Below are 17,549 nucleotides of genomic sequence, written 5' to 3'. Positions count from 1 at the left end.
CATGAATCTGTCCCTGTCCCGGCCGTTGATGGCCTTGACACTGACCGCCAGCGCCTTGCTGGCTGGTTGCAGCAGCCCGCAAACCCTGTACCAGTGGGAAGGCTACCAGCCACAAGTCTACGAATACTTCAAAAGCGAAACGCCGAAAGAGGCCCAGGCCGAAGCGCTGGAAGCCGATCTGCAAAAGATCCGCGCCAGTGGCAAGCCCGTACCGCCGGGTTACCACGCACACCTCGGTCTGCTGTACCTGAGCATGGGCAAGGACGATCAGATGGTGCAGCAACTGCGCACCGAAAAGACCCTGTTCCCCGAGTCCGGCACGTACATGGATTTTCTGCTTAAAAACGCCAAGACCGGGGACGCCAAATGATCGCGCGCGCCCTGAAACTGCTGGCTGCGGGCCTGGCGCTGACCGTTCTCGGCGGCTGCGTTGCCCCGAAGGCCGTGGACTATTCGGCGTACAAGCAAGCGCGCCCGAAATCCATTCTGGTGCTGCCGCCGCTGAACACCTCGCCGGACGTCAAGGCGTCCTACAGCCTGTTGTCGCAAGTGACGTTCCCGCTGGCCGAAGCCGGTTACTACGTATTGCCGATCACGCTGGTCGACGAGACGTTTCGCCAGAACGGCCTGACCACGCCGGATGACATCCATCAGGCGCCGGCCAACAAGTTGCACGAAATCTTCGGTGCCGACGCGGCGCTGTACATCACCGTCAGCGAGTACGGCACACGCTACATGGTGATCAGCAGCGAAACCGCTGTCACCGCCAGCGCCAAACTGGTCGACCTGAAAACCGGCACCACCCTGTGGACCGGTGCAGCCCGGGCGTCGAGCGAAGAGGGCGGCAACAACAGTGGCGGCGGCCTGATCGGCGCACTGATCACCGCTGCGGTGAAACAGATCGTCAACAGCTCCACCGATGCCGGCTACCCGATTGCCGGTGTGGCCAGCAATCGTCTGCTGTCGGCCGGTCATCCGGCAGGCCTGCTGTACGGGCCACGGTCGCCGAAGTACGGCACTGACTGATCGACCTGTTCCGCACTGATCGTTCCCACGCAGAGCGGCTGCTCGGGATCGTTCCCACGCGGAGCGTGGGAACGATCAGCACGCGGAGCGTGGGAACGAGCAATAGCCTTCAGCGCTGTGGCCAGAACCGCTCGCCACCCCCCGGTGCCTCCGTCCACGCTTGCAACGAGCGGGTCGGCAAATCGAAGTAATCCCGGGTCCGTGCATAACCATGGCCGCCCATGCGCCCGATCGCATCCAGCCCCAGTTGATCGATGTACAGGGTTTTCGGGTCGATCAACTCGTCGCGCACATGCGCCATCAACACCTCGCCAAAAATGATCTCCCGCGACTGACCGATGTTCAGCGCCATCATCCGCCGACACTCCAGCGCCACCGGTGCTTCGCCGATTCGCGGGCATTTGACCGAGGTGCCGGGGATCGCCGTCAGGCCCGCAGCGGTCAACTCATCGAAGCCCGGCGCGAACGGCACGGCGCAGACGTTCATGGCTTCCACCAGCGCATCGTTGACGATGTTGACGGTGAATTCCTGGTTCATCTGAATGTTGCGGGTGGTGTCCTTGGGGCTCTGGTCGCCGTAGTTCTCCACGCCGAGCGCGAGAATGGGCGGGTCCGCCGACAGCGCATTGAAGAAGCTGAACGGCGCCGCATTGACCCGGCCTTCGCCGTCGATGGTGGTGACCAGGGCAATCGGGCGCGGCACCACGCTGCCGATCAGAATCTTGTACTTTTCCCGTGGGCTCAGTTGGCTGAAATCGAAGCTGTGCATGGCAGTTATCTCTAAAGAAGTGGATCGATGGCGCTCAAGGGCGCTTCGGCGCTGTAGTCATCGGCGAACGGAATGGCCGGCTGGAACAGGGTTTTCCAGTCCGGTCGGCCAAAGGCCCGGTCGCTGTGGCTGCGCATCAGTTTTTCGTATTGGCGTTGGGCCTCGCGTTGCAGAGTGGGGTAATCGACGCCGATGACCTGACCGTCGTGCATCACGCAGCGACCGTCGATGTAACTGGCGATGCAGTCGTCGCCGCGCCCGGCCAGCAGCAGGTTTTTCAGTGGGTCGAACAGCGGGCCCAGGTGCAGGCCGCGCAGATTGAACACGGTGATATCGGCCTTGGCGCCCGGTGCCAGGCGACCGAGGTCGTCACGACCCAAGGCCTTGGCGCCACCGAGGGTGGCGGCGTTGTACAGGTCGAGGCTGCTGGTCAGCGCCGAACCGCCCTCCATCAACCGTGCGATGTTCAAGCCGTGGCGCATGTTTGCCAGCAAGTCCGCCGGCCAGGTGTCGGTGCCGAGGGCGAAGTTGATGCCCTTGGCGCGATAACGTCCGAACGAATTCAGTGCCTCGCCGTCGCGGGCGAACACCAGTGGGCAGTGCACCAGACTCGCGCCGCCGTCGATGACCCGCTGCAAATCGTCATCGCCCGAGGTGTAGATACCGTGAGGTAACAGGCTGCGTGGCGTGAGCAAATCCAGTTGCTGCAACCAGCCCAGCGGCGAGGTGCCGCGTAACTGCTCGACCATCGCCACTTCACCGAGCGCCTGACAACAGTGCAGGCGCATCGGTGCGTTCAGTTCGCGGCTCAGGGCGGAGGTGCGCTGAAGCAGCGCCGGGGTGCAGGTCTGGATGCGATCCGGCAGCAGCGCACCGCGAATCAGCCCGGCGTGTGCGCCATCAAAATCCTTGAAAAACCGTTCGGCCGCGTCCAGCCCAGCCAGTCCCCGCGCCTCATCCCAGTGATGGGCGAGGGTGCCGTCGGCGCGCCAGTAACTCATGCCGCTCATGTAGCAGGGGCCAAGGTACGTGCGCAGCCCCAGCTCGCCAGCGACGTCGGCGACAGCGGCGAACTCGTCGTAGGTTTCCGCCCATTCGCGGTAGTACATCGAGGTGATCGGCATCGCCGTGGTGATGCCGTTGCGGATCAACTGGGTGAAGGCGTAGCGGTATTTGAAGACCTCTTCTTCCGGGCTGAACGACTCACGCGGGCCAGTCGCCAGATACTGTGCCGACCACATGCGGCCCATGCTGCGTTCATCGCCGTTGTCCAGAGTCAGTACGGTGGAATCGAGGTCGCCGAGGGCGTCGAGATCGATGAAGCCGGGGCCGATCAGCGCGTTACCGTAGTCGATCCACTGATCCACCGGCCCTTGATAACCACGCCCCATAAACTCGATGCGCGAGCCGGCAAACACCACTTCGCCGTCGCGCCACAGCACATGCTGCGTGCCGTCGAAACCGACCACGCAACTGGCCTTCAGGCCGATCCGTTTCACAGACGGCTGCCCAGCAAGCGACCGCCGCTGGCGATCAATTCGCCGCCGCGATACACCTGACGCACAGGGCGCGAAACCACGGCTTCACCGAGGGTTTCGACCGGCATCAACAGAAAGTCTGCCTGCTTGCCGATGTCGAAGCCGTAATCCTCGATCCCCAATGCGCGCGCACCGTTGACTGTCGCCGCTTCGAACGCCGCCGCCAATTCATCGTCCTTGCCCAGATCGAAACGAAACGCCAGCAACATCGCCCGTTCCAGCATGTCGCCATTGCCCATCGGCGACCACGCATCGCGAATGCCATCGGAGCCCAGGCACACGTTGACCCCGGTCTCGCGCAGCGCCATAAACGGCGGAACGGCGCAGTCGGCCGGCGCCGAACTCATCAGCGAAATGCCCAGCGCGGCGAGGCGTTCGGCGACCGGTTTGACCTGACTCCAGGGCAGCATGCCGAGGCAATAGGCGTGGCTGATCATCACCCGGTTCTGCAGGTTGAAACGCTCGGTGTAATCGGCGATCCGGGCGATCTGCCACAGACCCAGTTCACCCTTGTCGTGCAGGTGAATATCGACGCCACGCTGGAATTCGCGGGCCAGTTTGAACACGAATTCCAGTTGCGCGATCGGGTCGTTGTCGATGCCGCAGGGGTCGAGCCCGCCGACGTTTTCCACACCCAGGGCCATGGCTTCGCGCATCAGCTCGGCGGTGCCGGGGCGACTGATCAGGCCGGTTTGCGGGAAGACCACCAGTTGCAGGTCGATCAGGTCGCTGTAGGTTTCGCGCAGTTGTTGCATGGCTTCGACGTGACGCAGGCCGAATTCCGGGTCGATGTCGACGTGACAACGCATCGTCAACGAACCCCGGGCGATGCAGTTTTCCAGCAGGGCGCCGGCGCGTTCGGCAATCGGCGCTTTCACTTCGCGCAGGACGCGGCGCTCGTTGCTGATGTAGTCCTTGAGCGTCGGGCCGGCGCTGTTCGGGCGCCAGGGCTGGCCGTACAGGGTCTTGTCGAGGTGGACGTGGCTTTCCACCAGCGGCGCGGTGAGCAACTGGTTCTGGCCGTCGATGTCGGTGGCGGCCAACGGGGTGCTGGAGGCCGGGCGGCGTTGGCTGAACCGGCCGTTTTCGATCAGCAGGTCTTCGGCGGGGGCGCCGTAGGGGCGGATGTTTCTGAGCCAGCGGGGGTGGGACATGGGAACCTCGGTGTTCTTTGAGATTTTTTCCCTCACCCTAGCCCTCTCCCGGAGGGAGAGGGGACCGAATGGGGGATATTGAAGAGTTACGCCGACCTGAACGAACTGCTCTGAATCCATAATCGACTCGATCTCTGAATCCATAATCGACCAGGTCTTTCAGGTCGGCGGACAGCGCAAGACGACTCGGTCAGTCCCCTCTCCCTCGGGGAGAGGGCTAGGGTGAGGGGGCTCTCCAGATCGGTCTGGGTGGTCGGCGTTCAGATAAACCAGCGATCCAGGATCAACCCTTAAGCTTCGACCAAATCCGATCCTGCAGCTCCCGCGCCTTGTTGCTGCATTCCTTCTCCGGCCGCAGGCGCGAGGCGTATTCCTCGGGCATGTTGATCGCGTCCATGACCTTCCATTTCGCATCCAGCAACTGATCGCTCTGAATCCCGTTGGCATAGGCAATCGAGTTGGACACGGCCGCCGCGTTTTCCGGTTTCATCATCCAGTCGATAAAGATCTTCGCGTTGCCCGGATGCGGGGCGCTTTTCGGTACGGCGAAGTTGTCCTGGAACATCGCCAGGCCTTCTTTCGGGTACACGTATTTGATCGTGCTCTTCTGCAACGTGGCCCGGGCCGTCGAGCCGTTCCAGTTCTGCATCATGATCACTTCGCCCGAGGCCATGCGGTCGACGGTGTTGTCCGAGCTGTACATCTTCAAAAACGGTTTCTGCTTTTGCAGCAGTTCGAGGATGCGTTTGGCGTCCTGCGGGTTTTCCGTGCATTCGTCGACATTCAGGTAATGGCTGGCGGCGTTGATCACGCTGCTGGAGGTGTCGAGGGCGGCGAGCTGGCCTTGCAGTTCCTTGCGCGGTTCGAAGAACTCTTTCCACGAATCATCCAGTTTGCCGCCGGGTACGCGGGCACTGTCGTAGGAGAAACCGGTGGTGCCCCACAGGTACGGCGCCGAAAACTTGCGCCCTGGGTCGAAGCTCGGATCACGGAACGGGCCTTTGACGTACTGGAAGTTACTCAAGGTCGGGGTGTCGATTTCCAGCAGCAGGTCCTGCTTGATCAGCGTCTGCATGATCGACTGCGACGGTACGATCACGTCATACGCGGCGCCGCCGGCCTGCAATTTGGCGAGCAGGGTTTCGTTGCTGTCGTAGCCATCCATGGTGACCTTGATCCCGGTCTCCTTTTCGAACTTGGCCAGCAGGTCCACCGGGTAGTAATCGGTCCAGTTGTAGAAGAACAATTCCTTGGGCTCGGCGGCGTGGGCGCCGAACGCGGTGAAACAACTCAGGGCCAGACCGGATACTGCCAGACGCATATTTTTCAATTTCATGAGAGCGCTCCAGGTTTATTGTTGTTTGCCGCGTTGGCCAAGCCAGAAGGCCAGCACCACGAGCACGATGGAAATCACCAGCATCAGGGTCGAGATCGCGTTGATCTCGGGCGTTACGCCAGCCTTGATCGCCGAGAAGATGTACACCGGCAACGTGGTCGAACCGGGGCCGGCGACGAAGAAGGTCATGATGAAATCGTCGAGGCTGACCACGAACGCCAGCACCGAACCGGACAACACCGCCGGCCACAGCAGCGGCAAGGTCACGCGGCGGAACACCTGCCACGGGTTGGCATACAGATCGTTGGCGGCCTCGAGCAGGCTCTTGTCCAGATCGTTGAGCCGTGCGCGGATCGGCAGGTAGGCAAACGGTATGCAGAAGCCGATGTGCGCGACGATCACCGTCATCAGGCCGAGCTTGATCCCCAGCGCCATGAACAGCAGCAGGGTAGCTACGGCTGTGACGATCTCCGGCAGGATCAGCGGCAGGTTGATCCCGCCTTCGACCATTTTCTGCCCGTAGAACGGCCGGTATGTCGCCAATGCTGCGAGCAGCGCAATCGCCGTGGCGCACACGGTGGCGATGGTCGCGACGATGATCGAGTTCAGCGCCGCGGTCTGGATCGACGGGTTGGCCAGGATCCGCCCGTACCAGGCAAACGAGAACTCGGTCCACACCGTCGCCGAGCGGTTGGCGTTGAAGCTGTAGGCGATCAACACCAGGATCGGCACGTACAGGTAGGCGAGGATCAGCAGGCTGATTTCCCGGGTCGCGGGGAGTTTTTTCAGGTGCAGAGAAATCATGCTTTCGCTCCCCGGTTCAGGGTTTTCGCCGCGCTGCGGCTGTAGAGGGCGTAGAGCACCAGTGACAACAGCAGAATCCCCAGCAACAGGAACGACAGCGAACTGCCCAGCGGCCAGTTGCGCGCGGTGCCGAATTGCTGCTGGATCAGGTTGCCGATCATCAAAGTCTTGCCGCCGCCGAGGATCGCCGGGGTGATGAAGGCGCCGAGGCTCGGCACGAACACCAGCAACGCACCGGCAATCACGCCGGGCATCGACAGCGGCAGGATGATCCGGCGCAGCGCATGCCAGCGATTGGCGCCCAGGTCATAGGCGGCCTCCACCAGACGCCAGTCGAGTTTTTCCAGGGTCGAGTAGATCGGCAGAATCATGAACGGCAGGAAGCTGTAGACCAGACCGATGCTGACCGCGAAGTCGTTGTAGAGCAGGGTGATGCCGCCGGCACTCGGGAACAGCGCGTTGAGACTCTGGGCGACCCAGCCCTGTTCACGCAGGATGATCAGCCACGCGTAGTTGCGGATCAGCAGGTTGGTCCAGAACGGAATGGTGATGAGCAACACCATCAGGTTGCGCCGGCGCGGGGTCAGGCTAGACATCCATAACGCCACCGGAAACCCGAACAAAAAGCACAGCACCGTGGTGCCGCCGGCCTGGAACACCGAGCGCAACAGCGCCTGGGCGTAGACCCAGTTCAGCTCCAGTTCGCCGTCGAAACCTTCCTGGAAAAACAGCTGCACGTAACTCTGCAGTTGCCATTGGGCCTGCCAGTCGACGCCGCCGTAGGTGTTGCGCGGCAGCAGGCTGATGTAACCCATGATCCCCAGCGGAATGGCGATCAGGGCGAGCAGGGTCAACACCACCGGGCTGAGCAACAGCGCGCGGTTGAGGGAGGGGGAAGTGCTGCTGACGCTCATCTCAGGCCTCCATCAACAGGCAGGCCTGGGGCGGCAGGTGCACCGCCACGCGCTCGCCGACCGCCCGACCACGGTTCAGGCCTTCGTTGTTTTCCCGCAGCATGACTTTGATGTCGTTGTTCAAACGGCACTGGTACAGGGTCGCGGTGCCGACATACAGCACGGCCTCGATCACGCCGCGCAGATGATGCGGCTGGTCCGCCGTGACCAGTTGCGAACGCTCGGGACGAAACGCCAGTTGCACGCTGCTGCCATTGACGCCCTGCGGCGGGCAGGGGATTTCCACCGGCATGCCGTTGGGCACGAAAATGTTTTCGTTGTGCTCGCCGCGCTTGAGCTGTCCGGGAAGGAAATTGATGTCGCCAATGAACTGGGCGACGAAACGGTGCTGCGGGCGTTCATAGATGTCGGTCGGGGTGCCGATCTGCAGGATCTTGCCGGCGGACATCACCGCAATCCGGTCGGACAGGGTCAGGGCTTCTTCCTGATCGTGGGTGACGAAGATGAAGGTGATCCCGGCTTCCTGCTGCACGCGCTTGAGTTCGACCTGCATTTCCTTGCGCAGCTTCAGGTCCAGCGCCGACAGCGGCTCGTCGAGCAACAGCACTTTCGGTTTCGGCGCCAGGGCCCGGGCCAGCGCCACGCGCTGCTGCTGGCCGCCGGACAGTTCCGCCGGTTTACGTCCGGCCAGGTGCTCCATCTGCACCAGCGCGAGCATCTCGTCGACCCGTCCGGGGATCGTCTTGCGATCAAGACCCTGCATCTCGAGGCCGAAGGCGATATTCTGCGCGACACTCATGTGCGGAAACAGCGCGTAACTCTGGAACACCGTGTTGACCCGACGCTTGAACGGCGGCAGGTGGTTCACTGTTTCGCCCGCCAGACGGATCTCGCCGTCGCTGACGTGTTCGAAACCAGCGATGGTGCGCAGCAAGGTGGTTTTGCCGCAGCCCGAAGGGCCGAGGAGGGTGAAGAACTCGTTGTCGGCGATGTTCACCGACACGTTGTCGAGGGCCGGCGCGAGGCCAGGATCGTCAGAGTACCGTTTGGAGACATTACGCACTTCAATTGCTATTGGTTGACCCATAATGGTGCAATCCTCTAATTATTGTATGCAATATATGAATGCAATTTAGAAATACCCGGATTAATCTGCGGGTGCAACCCCCTTTTTCCCTGGCTGACGCTCTTGTAGGGATCGCGCCGGGAACCGTTGCCCGCACTGAAGGAGTTTTCAAATGACCGAGAAGAAACTGGAAACCACGGTCGACCGCGTCTACCAAGGGGTTTACGAGGCGATCAGCAAGCGCTCGCTGCGTCCGGGGATGAAACTGGGCGAGGCGTCACTGGCCGAATTGTTCAATGTCAGCCGCACGTCGGTTCGGGCGGCGCTCAAGCAATTGGAGGCCGACGGCCTGGTCACCACCGAGCCCAATAAAGGTGCGTCGGTGTCGCTGCCCAGCGATGAAGAGATCCGTTCGCTGTTCGAAACCCGGCGCCTGATCGAGATCGGCATCGTCACCGAGCTGTGCCGACGCAAGGACTCTGCCGCGATGCAGGACCTGCGCGAACATTTGCTGCTGGAAGATGAAGCACACGCGGCCGGCGACCACGAACGGCTGATTCACCTGCTTGGCGAGTTCCACATCAAACTGGCCCGCAGCCTGAACAACCCGGTGTTGCTCGACTGGTTCCAGAAGCTGATTTCCCGCGCCTCGCTGTATGCCGCCGCGCTGGATGACGACAGCCACGAAGCCTGCCGCGACGACGAGCATCTGCGCCTGATCGAGTACATTGAGGCCGGCAATCAGAGCGCGGCGATCGAGCTGACCTGCATGCACCTGGACGGCATCCAGAAGGCGATTCTCGACGTCGCTGCGAAGCTCAAGACCGGCTACCACCCGCTCAAACACCTGATCGAAGTCTGAGCGCCGGCCGCCAGTGAAATCGGCTATACCTCTATGAAACCATCGCTGCCCGATGCGCTCGAAACAGACGGGCGCCACGTCATCGGGCGTAGCGATCGAGCGAACCAACCACAAGGCGTTGAAGCAGTCGATGCAGTTTTTATCCGATAGCCACGGGTGTGACGGCTGGCAGGGCGAGATGGCCGGACGCATCCGCGCCTTTGACTGGAGCGGGACCGACCTGGGCCCCCTTGAAACCTGGCCGGCCAGCCTGTGCAGCACGGTGCAGTTGATGCTTGCCTCGCCGTTGCCGATGGTCATGCTCTGGGGCCATGCCGGCTACATGATCTACAACGACGCCTACTCGCGGTTCGCCGGCGGACGGCACCCTTATCTGTTGGGTGTGCCGGTGGAACTGGGCTGGCCGGAAGTCGCCGATTTCAACCGGCATGTGGTCGACACCTGTCTGGCGGGCGGCACCCTCGAATACCGCAACAAAGTGCTGGTGCTGTTGCGCGACGGCGTGCCCGAGGATGTCTGGCTCGACCTTTATTACAGCCCGGTGGCCAATGATGCCGGGGTGCCTTCGGGCGTGATGGCGATGGTGGTGGAAACCACTGAACTGGTGCTGTCCGAGCGTCTGCGCCAGGCCGCCGAAGACGCTTATCGCGCCGACAACGAACGGGTTCGACTGGCGCTGAACGCCGGGGCACTGCTCGGCTCGTTTGTCTGGGACGTGCGTAACAACGTGCTGTCCGCCGACGAGCGATTCGCCCGCACCTTTTCCTTTCCGCCGGACCAGGACCTGACCAACCTGCCGCAGCACATTGCCGAAGCGCACATTCATCCCGATGACCGCAGTTGGGTGCAGGAATGTGTCGAGAACTCGGTGCGTACCGGTGAACCGTACAACGCCGAATACCGCGTATTGCGCGCCGATGGCACTCATCTGTGGGTGCTGGCCAGCGGCGGTTGCGAATTCGATGAGCAGGGCCAGGCATTTCGATTCCCCGGTGTGTTGATCGACATTCATGAACGCAAGACCGCTGAAGAATCCCTGCTCAAATTCACCCGCAACCTCGAACAGCGTGTGGCCGATGAGGTTGAGGCGCGCCTGAGCGCCGAAGAGCAATTGCGCCAGTCGCAGAAGCTCGAAGCCATCGGCGGCCTGACCGGTGGCGTGGCCCATGACTTCAACAACCTGCTGCAAGTGATCGCCGGCAATCTGCATCTGCTGGCGCGCCACGAACCGAACAATGCCAACGTGCAACGCCGGGTCAGCGCCTCGTTGGCGGCGGTGGAGCGCGGCGCCAAGCTGTCCTCGCAACTGCTCGCGTTTGCCCGCCGCCAGCCGCTGTCGCCGGCGGTGTGTGATCCGCGGCAGATATTCGAAGGCGTCGGGGAGCTGCTGCAACGGGCGTTGGGCGAAACCATCCAGATCGATGTGCAGTTGCCCGAGGAACCGTGGCACATCAACGTCGACCGCAACCAACTGGAAAACGCCATTCTCAATCTGGCGATCAATGCCCGGGACGCCATGAAAGGCGAGGGCACCATCGTGCTCGGCGCCGCCAACACCTCGCTTGACCGGGCGTTCTGCGCCGGCAAGGGCATCGTGCCGGGGGATTTCGTGCGGGTCTCGGTCAGCGACAGCGGCGTGGGCATTGCGCCGCACATGCTGGAGCAGGTCTTCGAACCGTTCTTCACCACCAAGGCCGATGGCCAGGGCACGGGCCTCGGATTGAGCATGGTGTTCGGTTTCGTCAAACAGAGCGGCGGGCATGTCGAGATCGACAGCCAGGTCGGTGAGGGTACGCGGGTGCAGTTGTATTTCCCGCGCAGCCTGCGGCCGCTGATCGATGAGACGCCCGGTGTGCGTCGACAGCAGGCGGGCGGCAACGAAACCATTCTGGTGGTCGAGGACAACGAAGCGGTGCGTACTTCGGCGGTCGAATTGCTGCGTGAAGAAGGCTACCGCGTGCTGGTCGCCAGCAATGGCGATACGGCGATGCAGATGTTGCTGGAGGGCGCCCGGGTCAACCTGATCTTTACCGATGTGGTCATGCCCGGGCTGATCAAGAGCTCCGACCTGGCGGCGTGGGCCAAGGTGCAGATGCCGCCGGTGGCCGTGCTGTTCACGTCGGGACATACCCGGGACATCATCTCGCGCAATCATCAGCTCAGCCCCGACACCCATTTGCTCGGCAAACCTTACGGACCTGAGGCGTTGTTGCAGATGATCCGTGCGGTGCTGAGTACCTGACTGTCGCGGATCAACGAAGGGCGACGAACGGGCACCGCTGGTCTGACAGGTGGTCGACAGAACCGGTCAACCGAGGCCATTCTGATAACTGGCCAGCGCAATCGGTCGCGTTGGCTGCCGATCAACTGACGGAGGTGTTCCATGCCGGTGACCCATGATCTGTTACAGGACTTGAAGCTTACGAAGGAAGAGATCCAGCAAAAACGCACCGCGGATCCACATCTGGATGCACTGATCAACAAGTACTCCCAGGCGGACGCCGAAGTCGTCAAGGCCGAGACGGCGACCTCGGATGCGCCGAGCGACGACACGCTGAAGAAACTCAAAGAGAAACGCTTGCAGGTCAAAGACAAGATCGTTCAGCAGTTGCAGGCGCGAACCTGACCGTCAGTCGCGCCATTGATCTTCGGTGGTGCACGACTGGAACGACAGCCACGACGGCACCTCGAATGTACAGAGTCTTCACTTGGCGACTCTCTGCGAGGTGCCTCATGAACAAACCCAAGCTCCCCAATTACAAGTTCCCCAGTGAAGAGCTGGGCGCATTCGACCCGGTTCCCACGCATCCCGAGCCCAACAGCCCGGCGCATACCGTCCGCCATCCTGAGGAGGAACGGAAGATCGCGGATCTGCCGGAAGATGAAGACCCGGAAAAATTCGATCGGTCCAACAACTGACCGTCCGCCATCGCTGGATCGTCGGCCCGCCGCATCGCAGCGATGGCGCCCGCCGGTTCAACACGAATTTCAGGCCTTCATTTCAAGGCCGCATCCAGCGGCATCCGCGCCATGTGCGTGGCCTTCAGCGAGCCGAAATACAACCAGTCGCCATACTCGCGCGCCGTGGTGATCGGCGAGTAATTGCCGGCGCTGGCATCCTGCAGATTGGCGATCACCTTGCCGTCCAGATCCAGCCCCAACACGAACCCGCGTTTTTCCAGCGGTTTGGGCAGGACGGTCATTGCCCGCACCAGCATCTTGCGCACGAACGGATGGCCGGCGGTGCGATCCAGCAACGGATTGCGCGGCGTGTACAGCGCCACCCAGAAACGATCCCGCCCATTGAACGCAAGGTTGTCCGGCAGCCCCGGCAGGTTGTCGATAAACAGGTCATGGGTGCCGGCCTTGGGCCCGGTCAGCCAATAGCGGCTGATGCGGTAGGCGCCGGTTTCATTGACCAGCACATAGGCGTCTTCCGGGCCGAGGGTCACGCCGTTGGCGAATTCCAGCTTGTCGAGCAGGACGCTGGTCTTGCCGGTCTGGAAGTCATAGCGCAGCAGACGCCCGTCACCGCCGTGCTCGATGATCGCTTCGCCGTCATGGCCGTAACCCCAGCGACTGGAGGCATCGCTGAAGTAGGCGTAATGCCCGGATTTGTCGATGGCCACGTCATCGGTGAAACCGAACTTCAGGCCATTGGCTTCAGTGGTCAGCGCAGTCAGTCGGCCCTGGGCATCGAGTGACAGCAAACCCTTGACCCCGTCGGCGATCACCAGCAAGCCGTTGGGGTGCCGCGCCAGACCCAGAGGCCGGCCGCCGGTATCGGCCAGCACTTTGCGTTGCTGACCGTCGAGGCTGGTGCGGATCAGGCGCCCATCGTGCAATCCGGTGATCAGCGCATCGTTTTCCAGCAGCAGGGCTTCCGGGCCTTCGATGTCGCTGGGGCCGACCTGCGCTGCGCTTTTGAGGCGCTGATTTTCGGCGTATATCCCTTCGGTCAGCGACGGTGCCGGTTGTGGCGTCCACGCCACCGGTTCAACCTTGGTCGGCATCAGCAGCAGAAAGGCCAGGATGAGGGCAATCAGCAGCAAGATCAAATGGCGCAGCTTCACACGTGAGCTCCCACGAGTGCCAGATGCCGGGTCGCCCTGTCGCGCAGGGCCAGCATCGAGGCCGCCGATTCACGCTCGATGCGGCGCTTGAGCAGCAACTGATTGGCGATGCGCATGCCCAGGCTCTCGAAGCGATAATCCAGAGTACGCACGAAAGCCGTACCTTCGCCTGCGGCCGAGCATTCGTAGGTCAGATGCAATGACAATCCATGATCGCCCTGGGCCCGGGCACACCAGCGTCGTCCCGGCAGGTATTCGGTGACTTCCCAGCTCAAATGGCCTTCGCGGCCACCGGCATGAATGTCTTCCTCGAAACGCGCGCCGGCATGCAGCGGCCCGGCGGGGCCATCGATTTTCAGCGAGGAAGGGTGCCATTCTGGCCAGCGGCTGACGGTAGCGGCGTAGGCGAGTACGGCAATCGGGTCGCCGGCGATGTCGATCGGATGCTGCATGCGGGTCATGGGCGTTCTCGAATCGGTCAAAGGGACGGGCTCCGGCTCCCAATAGAGGGTGCCGAACAGGTAATCCATCAGGGGCAGGACGATGTTGAAATTGCGCTCCTGCATGCGCTCGCGCCGGTGATGCAACTCGTGCAGACGGCGCATCTGGCGGATCCACGGCAGGCGGCTCAGCGGGTGTTGCGCCGGCAAGTGCTCGCAGGCGTGAAACACCTCGTAGGTCAGGTAGCCCAGCACCATGCTGCCGCCGAACAGTCCGGCGACGTTGGCGTTGACCTGCGCGAACAGCCACCACAGGGGCAGGGTGATCACCAGCGTGTGCACCACGATCAACCACGCCGGAAACAGGATCACCCGCCAGTCGCGGGCGCTGTCCCAGGTCATGTGGCCGGGGGTGAAGAAGCTGTGATGGTCGCCGGCATGACGGGCATAGAACATCTTGGCGAAGGCTTTCTTGTGATGCCCGAGGTGGCGGTGCACCACGTACACACCGAAATTGAAGAACAGCAAGGTCAGCGGCAGGGCCAGCCATTCCAATGGACGCACCTGATGTGCGCTACTCCAGAACCCGCCGATGGCCAGCACTCCGAACAGCAGCACGAAGGCTCCGTGCAGCCACGGGTTGTACAGCGGATGAATCGCCGCACGATAGCGGCTGCGAAATGCCTCGGTGGTCTGCCTCACTGCGGTCACCTGCGGATATTGTCGTTATACCCGGCAGATTAGCCGATCCCGCCGTTTGTGCAGGGTCTACCTTGAGGTCACAACTGCCATGCTCCGGTGCATAGCGGTCGTCAGCTCAACGGGTTCCAGCGTTGCGACCAGTCGTCATCGGCCTTGATCACTTCGCGCAGCAGATCGAATGCCTGCTGCAGCGTCGCCGAATCGCGGTCACGGGAGTAGACGAGGTAGGTCGGGTAGCCGAATTCCGGGGCTTTGGTGACGGTTTCCAGTGCGCCGCTGTCCAGATAGGTGCGCACCACCCTCGTGCGGAAATAGCCGCTGCCGCCGTTCTCCAGAATGTATTGCAGGGCCAGCGGGCCGAGGTTGAAGCTCAGGGCCGCCTTGGCTTTTTCCGGCAGCGCAGCGTCGTGTTGACGGCGGAAGTCCTCGCCCCAATCGATGTACACGTAGGGAGCAGGGCGGTTGGGGGGTCTGACCAGAATCAGTTTCTCTTCCAGCACTTGCTCGACCTGCAATCCCGGCCAGTATTCCGGTTGGTAGACCAGCGCTGCGTCGAGCACGCCGAGTTCGAGCTGACGCAGCAGGTTCTCGCCGTCGCGGATGTCCATGCGCAGGGCATGGCTGGGAATCTTCTCGCGCAGTTCGGCAGCCCAACTGAGCATCAACGGGTTGCACAGACTGACCTCGCCGCCGATGTGCAGCACGTTGTCGTAGCCTTCGGGCAGCGGCAGGTCGCGGCGGGCGGCTTCCCAGGTCTGCACCAGTTGATTGGCGTAGACCACGAAAGCCTCGCCGTTGGCGGTCAGGCGCGCACCGGCGCGGTTGCGCAAGAACAGCGTGCTGCCCAACTGGCTTTCGAGTTTCTGCACACGGGCGGTGATGGCGGTCTGGGTGACGAACAGCTTCTCGGCCGCCGCAGCGAGACTGCCGTGGCGGACGATTTCCAGAAAGGTGCGAGCGAGGTCGATGTCCATGGGCGGGCCGGTGTCTGAGGTGCCCGCATTGTAAGTCAAAAGCCCCTCATCGGAACGCCGCCCGCCTAGCCCTCTCCCTGTATGTACCGGAGACATGGTGAACACATGTTCGGAGACATGGTGGACGGTTTTAGATCCTCTTACCCGCCGATCAACTGACCAGCTCGGTCTCAACCACCCGAGCCCAATCCTCCACCAACCGCGCCGGCGTACAGCAAGTCTTGCGCTTGTACACAAAATTCCGGCACTTCTCGGCGAACTGATTGCGGTTGTACAGCATGTCTTCCTGCATCTCTTGCAACTCGGTTTCGCGGCATTGGCGGATCAGCTCATGATCGACCCGCAGCTTGCGTTCACGCACTGGCGCATACGTCGGATCGCTCAGTACCGAATTGGCCCGTTGCAGCAGCCACAAACCAAACTCGTCCGGGCAACGCGGGCCGATTTCCTGGACCATGCCCAGTTGTAGCGCCTGCGCAGCGCTGACCGGCAGACAGGCCTGGGTCAGTTGTTCGGCCATGGCCGGGCCGACGGCGCGGGGCAGGCTGTAGGTCCAGTATTCCGAGCCGTACAGGCCCATGCTTTTGTAATGCGGGTTGAGCACGATGTCGGCGCGAGCGAACACGATGTCAGCCGCCAGGGCGAGCATCACACCGCCCGCGCCGGCATTGCCGGTGACGCCGCTGACCACCAGTTGCCGCGCGCTGAGCAATTCCTCGCACACATCGTCGATCGCCTGGATATTGGCCCAGGCTTCGGCACCCGGATCTTCGGCGGCCTGGATCACGTTCAGGTGCACACCGTTGGAAAAACTGCCGCGTCCACCCTTGATCAACAGCACCTGAGTGTCGCGGGATTTGGCCCAGCGCAGGGCCTCGACCATGCGCTGGCACTGCTCGGTGCTCATGGCGCCGTTGTAGAACTCCAGTGTCAGCTCGCCGACCTGCCCGGATTCGCGATAACGGATCGGCTGATACGCCTCGTCGCTGAACGGCGCATTGGCAATCGACCAGTCCAGCACCGGCACGTGCGCCAGTTGCCCGGCCAGCACATGCCGTGCCGGTCGCTTGAAGGTTTCTTCGCCCGGTTGCGGTTTGCGCCGCAGCGAGCCGATCCACAGGCTGTGATCACCGGTCGCCACCAGCACCGCATCGTCGTGCACCGCGAGGATCTCGCCGGGTATCCCGGTGCGCTGATCAAGGTGCGCGTCGTACACGTAATACTGGCCGCCAGCGAGGCTCGCGAGCACGCCGGGCTGACCGTCAGCCGCGTCGATGCAGCGCTTGATGAAGCGCGAGCAGTCGTGCCAACCGAAGGTGCGATCGTCCTGCTTCATGTTCGGTTGCAGGCGCCCCAGAACCTTCGGGTCGGCGTAATCCAGGTCCATCGGGACAAAACCGTCGATGAACTTCTCGACCACTTCACGGATGCAACGGATCGCTGCGTCACTGACCCGGCCGTTGTACAGCTCGGATTTGCGCAAGCCTGTCGGCAAGTTGAATTCGCAGGTAGCCCAGACCGGGCCGGCGTCCATTTCTTCCACCGCTTGCAGGGCGGTCACGCCCCAGGACGGCAGTTCGCGCATGATCGCCCAGTCCAGCGCGCTGGCGCCGCGATCGCCGACGATGCCGGGGTGGATGATCACCACCGGGCGTTGCGGGTTGCTCCACAGCGCATGGGGGACACGGTCCTTGAGAAACGGGCAGATCACCAAGTCAGCGCCGCTGTTTTCGATCTGTTCGCACACGGCGGCTTCGTCGGTGAACAGCACCACGCTGGGCGAATGGCCCGCCTGACGCAGGTCCAGCCAGGCACGTTGGGTCAGACCGTTGAACGCCGACGACAAAAGAATGATGTTGAGTGATCGCATGATTGCTCTTCCTTGAAGGGT

Annotated in this window: 17 protein-coding genes; 6 read left to right on the top strand and 11 right to left on the bottom strand. The window is 62.3% G+C overall.

Annotated features, from left to right (window positions below):
* The first annotated feature begins 1 nt into the window (after position 1).
* Both AC07N4_RS03440 and AC07N4_RS03435 read left to right on the top strand, forming a co-directional pair.
* Complete coding sequence (locus tag AC07N4_RS03440; protein ID WP_096819990.1) at positions 2-370, top strand: DUF4810 domain-containing protein; 369 nt, start codon at positions 2-4, stop codon at positions 368-370.
* Complete coding sequence (locus AC07N4_RS03435; RefSeq protein WP_493064943.1) at positions 367-1,026, top strand: DUF799 domain-containing protein; 660 nt, start codon at positions 367-369, stop codon at positions 1,024-1,026. Before AC07N4_RS03440 ends, AC07N4_RS03435 begins: the two co-directional genes overlap by 4 nt.
* Before the next feature lie 109 nt (positions 1,027-1,135).
* On the opposite strand, the gene AC07N4_RS03430 is transcribed toward AC07N4_RS03435, so the two are convergent.
* The 7 genes from AC07N4_RS03430 to AC07N4_RS03400 all read right to left on the bottom strand — a co-directional run bounded on the left by AC07N4_RS03430 (position 1,136) and on the right by AC07N4_RS03400 (position 8,628).
* On the bottom strand, positions 1,136-1,795 hold the full coding sequence (locus AC07N4_RS03430; protein WP_493064942.1) for a flavin reductase family protein: 660 nt from the start codon (positions 1,793-1,795) through the stop codon (positions 1,136-1,138).
* A gap of 11 nt (positions 1,796-1,806) precedes the next feature.
* Positions 1,807-3,294, bottom strand: a complete 1,488-nt coding sequence (locus tag AC07N4_RS03425) for an amidohydrolase family protein (protein ID WP_493064941.1) — start codon at positions 3,292-3,294, stop codon at positions 1,807-1,809.
* Positions 3,291-4,487, bottom strand: a complete 1,197-nt coding sequence (locus AC07N4_RS03420) for an amidohydrolase family protein (protein ID WP_493064940.1) — start codon at positions 4,485-4,487, stop codon at positions 3,291-3,293. The genes AC07N4_RS03425 and AC07N4_RS03420 overlap by 4 nt, the downstream gene beginning before the upstream one ends.
* A gap of 283 nt (positions 4,488-4,770) precedes the next feature.
* Entirely contained in the window at positions 4,771-5,823 is a 1,053-nt protein-coding gene (locus tag AC07N4_RS03415) for an extracellular solute-binding protein (RefSeq protein WP_493064939.1), read from the bottom strand.
* Positions 5,824-5,838: 15 nt separating this feature from the next.
* Positions 5,839-6,627: an ABC transporter permease gene (locus tag AC07N4_RS03410; protein ID WP_064597101.1), complete on the bottom strand. Its 789-nt coding sequence runs from the start codon at positions 6,625-6,627 to the stop codon at positions 5,839-5,841.
* Positions 6,624-7,541 (bottom strand): ABC transporter permease, encoded by a 918-nt coding sequence (locus AC07N4_RS03405; protein WP_273537002.1) that lies wholly within the window; start codon positions 7,539-7,541, stop codon positions 6,624-6,626. Before AC07N4_RS03405 ends, AC07N4_RS03410 begins: the two co-directional genes overlap by 4 nt.
* A 1-nt stretch (position 7,542) precedes the next feature.
* Positions 7,543-8,628, bottom strand: coding sequence for an ABC transporter ATP-binding protein (locus AC07N4_RS03400; RefSeq protein ID WP_096819984.1), 1,086 nt, complete (start codon positions 8,626-8,628; stop codon positions 7,543-7,545).
* 151 nt (positions 8,629-8,779) lie between these two features.
* Between AC07N4_RS03400 and AC07N4_RS03395 the strand changes: the two genes are divergently transcribed.
* The 4 genes from AC07N4_RS03395 (at position 8,780) to AC07N4_RS03380 (ending at position 12,388) form a co-directional block, all read left to right on the top strand.
* Positions 8,780-9,469: a GntR family transcriptional regulator gene (locus tag AC07N4_RS03395; RefSeq protein ID WP_096819983.1), complete on the top strand. Its 690-nt coding sequence runs from the start codon at positions 8,780-8,782 to the stop codon at positions 9,467-9,469.
* 130 nt (positions 9,470-9,599) lie between these two features.
* Positions 9,600-11,711, top strand: a complete 2,112-nt coding sequence (locus AC07N4_RS03390; RefSeq protein WP_493064938.1) for an ATP-binding protein — start codon at positions 9,600-9,602, stop codon at positions 11,709-11,711.
* A gap of 141 nt (positions 11,712-11,852) precedes the next feature.
* Positions 11,853-12,095 (top strand): HP1242/YdcH family protein, encoded by a 243-nt coding sequence (locus AC07N4_RS03385; RefSeq protein WP_096819982.1) that lies wholly within the window; start codon positions 11,853-11,855, stop codon positions 12,093-12,095.
* A 107-nt stretch (positions 12,096-12,202) separates the two neighbouring features.
* Positions 12,203-12,388 (top strand): hypothetical protein, encoded by a 186-nt coding sequence (locus AC07N4_RS03380; RefSeq protein ID WP_096819981.1) that lies wholly within the window; start codon positions 12,203-12,205, stop codon positions 12,386-12,388.
* Between the two features lie 77 nt (positions 12,389-12,465).
* Here AC07N4_RS03380 and AC07N4_RS03375 read toward each other — a convergent pair whose 3' ends face one another.
* From AC07N4_RS03375 to AC07N4_RS03360, 4 genes are all read right to left on the bottom strand, one after another.
* Complete coding sequence (locus AC07N4_RS03375; protein ID WP_493065198.1) at positions 12,466-13,482, bottom strand: SMP-30/gluconolactonase/LRE family protein; 1,017 nt, start codon at positions 13,480-13,482, stop codon at positions 12,466-12,468.
* 56 nt (positions 13,483-13,538) lie between these two features.
* Positions 13,539-14,684 (bottom strand): sterol desaturase/SRPBCC family protein, encoded by a 1,146-nt coding sequence (locus AC07N4_RS03370; RefSeq protein WP_493064937.1) that lies wholly within the window; start codon positions 14,682-14,684, stop codon positions 13,539-13,541.
* Positions 14,685-14,794: 110 nt separating this feature from the next.
* The gene (locus tag AC07N4_RS03365; RefSeq protein WP_493065197.1) at positions 14,795-15,658 is read right to left on the bottom strand and encodes a LysR family transcriptional regulator; all 864 of its coding nucleotides are present in this window, start codon (positions 15,656-15,658) and stop codon (positions 14,795-14,797) included.
* 151 nt (positions 15,659-15,809) lie between these two features.
* A complete protein-coding gene (locus AC07N4_RS03360; protein WP_493064936.1) occupies positions 15,810-17,528 on the bottom strand; it encodes a hydrogenase maturation protein in 1,719 nt (572 codons plus the stop codon).
* Positions 17,529-17,549 lie beyond the last annotated feature (21 nt).

The sequence above is a fragment of the Pseudomonas sp. GW821-FHT09E04 genome, assembly GCF_059416185.1.
Note: the sequence above shows the minus strand (reverse complement) of the source record. Positions and strands in the feature narration are given on the sequence as shown.

Excerpts from the sequence above, each read along its gene's own strand:
- AC07N4_RS03440 (WP_096819990.1), top strand. The coding sequence starts at position 2 with ATGAATCTGTCCCTGTCCCGGCCGTTGATGGCCTTGACACTGACCGCC.
- AC07N4_RS03435 (WP_493064943.1), top strand. The coding sequence starts at position 367 with ATGATCGCGCGCGCCCTGAAACTGCTGGCTGCGGGCCTGGCGCTGACC.
- AC07N4_RS03430 (WP_493064942.1), bottom strand. The coding sequence starts at position 1,795 with ATGCACAGCTTCGATTTCAGCCAACTGAGCCCACGGGAAAAGTACAAG.
- AC07N4_RS03420 (WP_493064940.1), bottom strand. The coding sequence starts at position 4,487 with ATGTCCCACCCCCGCTGGCTCAGAAACATCCGCCCCTACGGCGCCCCC.
- AC07N4_RS03415 (WP_493064939.1), bottom strand. The coding sequence starts at position 5,823 with ATGAAATTGAAAAATATGCGTCTGGCAGTATCCGGTCTGGCCCTGAGT.
- AC07N4_RS03410 (WP_064597101.1), bottom strand. The coding sequence starts at position 6,627 with ATGATTTCTCTGCACCTGAAAAAACTCCCCGCGACCCGGGAAATCAGC.
- AC07N4_RS03405 (WP_273537002.1), bottom strand. The coding sequence starts at position 7,541 with ATGAGCGTCAGCAGCACTTCCCCCTCCCTCAACCGCGCGCTGTTGCTC.
- AC07N4_RS03400 (WP_096819984.1), bottom strand. The coding sequence starts at position 8,628 with ATGGGTCAACCAATAGCAATTGAAGTGCGTAATGTCTCCAAACGGTAC.
- AC07N4_RS03395 (WP_096819983.1), top strand. The coding sequence starts at position 8,780 with ATGACCGAGAAGAAACTGGAAACCACGGTCGACCGCGTCTACCAAGGG.
- AC07N4_RS03390 (WP_493064938.1), top strand. The coding sequence starts at position 9,600 with ATGCAGTTTTTATCCGATAGCCACGGGTGTGACGGCTGGCAGGGCGAG.
- AC07N4_RS03385 (WP_096819982.1), top strand. The coding sequence starts at position 11,853 with ATGCCGGTGACCCATGATCTGTTACAGGACTTGAAGCTTACGAAGGAA.
- AC07N4_RS03380 (WP_096819981.1), top strand. The coding sequence starts at position 12,203 with ATGAACAAACCCAAGCTCCCCAATTACAAGTTCCCCAGTGAAGAGCTG.
- AC07N4_RS03375 (WP_493065198.1), bottom strand. The coding sequence starts at position 13,482 with ATGCCGACCAAGGTTGAACCGGTGGCGTGGACGCCACAACCGGCACCG.
- AC07N4_RS03365 (WP_493065197.1), bottom strand. The coding sequence starts at position 15,658 with ATGGACATCGACCTCGCTCGCACCTTTCTGGAAATCGTCCGCCACGGC.
- AC07N4_RS03360 (WP_493064936.1), bottom strand. The coding sequence starts at position 17,528 with ATGCGATCACTCAACATCATTCTTTTGTCGTCGGCGTTCAACGGTCTG.